The sequence below is a fragment of the Sebaldella sp. S0638 genome (genome assembly GCF_024158605.1).
Lineage (GTDB): Bacteria > Fusobacteriota > Fusobacteriia > Fusobacteriales > Leptotrichiaceae > Sebaldella.
In genome coordinates this window covers 1-1,253 of the sequence record NZ_JAMZGM010000258.1, presented here as the reverse complement: position 1 = coordinate 1,253, position 1,253 = coordinate 1, and the positions used below count along the sequence as shown (strand labels likewise).

Below are 1,253 nucleotides of genomic sequence, written 5' to 3'. Positions count from 1 at the left end.
TCTCCTAAAGAATATTTGAAAAAAATTTCATAATAGACAAGATAAATGTGTCCACATTATTGACATAAGTACAAGCTTAGATAAATTAAAGATCGTTGTCAAATCAAAGGCTGTATTTTTCAATAAGGAAAAGGCATGACTAAAATAAAAAACTATGCTATAATTTGCACAATAAATATATAGAAATATAATTAAAAATTATAGAAAATAAATCATTTTGAAAGCAGCCAGGTATTATAAATATGAGAAAAGTAAAAAAACTGTTATTTGTTATTATTAGTATTGTAATTGCATATATTATAATTATTGCAGTAAATATCTGTACTTACAGCAAAGTTGATGAAAAGCAGACTGCGGATGTTGCAATTATTCTCGGGGCAGGTGCCGCAGACGAAAGTGTATCCCCTGTTTTTCAGGAACGAATCAATCACGGGATATCATTGTATAAAAATCATTATGTAAAAAAACTGATTTTTACTGGTGGGACAGGAGACGGCAATCAAAAATCAGATGCTTATATTGCAATGCAGTACGCTGTGAAGCAAGGTGTGCCGGAAAGTGATGTATTGCTTGAAGAGGAGTCAACTATTACACAGGAGAACATCAAAAATGCAAAAGCCGTAATGGATAAAAATTCTTACCGCACAGCGATTCTTGTCAGTGATCCGTTACATATGAAAAGAGCCATGTTAATGGCTAAAGATCATAATATAGAATGTTACAGTTCACCTACGCCTACGACGAGATATGTAAGCTTGAAAAGTACACTGCCTTTTTTATTAAGAGAAATCTTTTTTTATGCAGGATATCAGATATACGCTGTTTTTCAATGTATTTTATCACTATTTACTTCTGCCCTGTTAAAAAGATGACCATAAACCATCCCGGAGGAAAATATGCATAGTAAAAAGAAAAAAATAATTATGATATTAATTATATTATCACTTGTGTTCTCCCTGATTCCAGCGGTCAGATATTATAAAGACGGCGGAACTGTGGAGTACAAGGCAGTTTTATATCAGGTTATCCGGTGGCACAGCATGAATGACCATCTGAATATTTCTTCGGATCAGACTTATTTTTATCATGGTCTTGAAATCAAAATATTAGGAATTACTGTTTATAATAATGCTGAAATATTAGAAACCGGATATTTTAAATAGTATTTTGTCTTATTTCATGGGAGTGTGCAAGAAAGTCTGTAAATTAAATCTGATATAATAAAAGATTTGTTTTTCATATATTGATTTATC

Annotated in this window: 2 protein-coding genes; both read left to right on the top strand. The window is 31.4% G+C overall.

Features of this window, described 5'->3' with window-relative positions:
* The first annotated feature begins 242 nt into the window (after positions 1 to 242).
* Positions 243 to 872, top strand: a complete 630-nt coding sequence (locus NK213_RS20110; RefSeq protein ID WP_253352666.1) for a YdcF family protein — start codon at positions 243 to 245, stop codon at positions 870 to 872.
* Positions 873 to 896: 24 nt separating this feature from the next.
* The gene (locus tag NK213_RS20105) at positions 897 to 1,163 is read left to right on the top strand and encodes a hypothetical protein (RefSeq protein ID WP_253352664.1); all 267 of its coding nucleotides are present in this window, start codon (positions 897 to 899) and stop codon (positions 1,161 to 1,163) included.
* Positions 1,164 to 1,253: the final 90 nt, after the last annotated feature.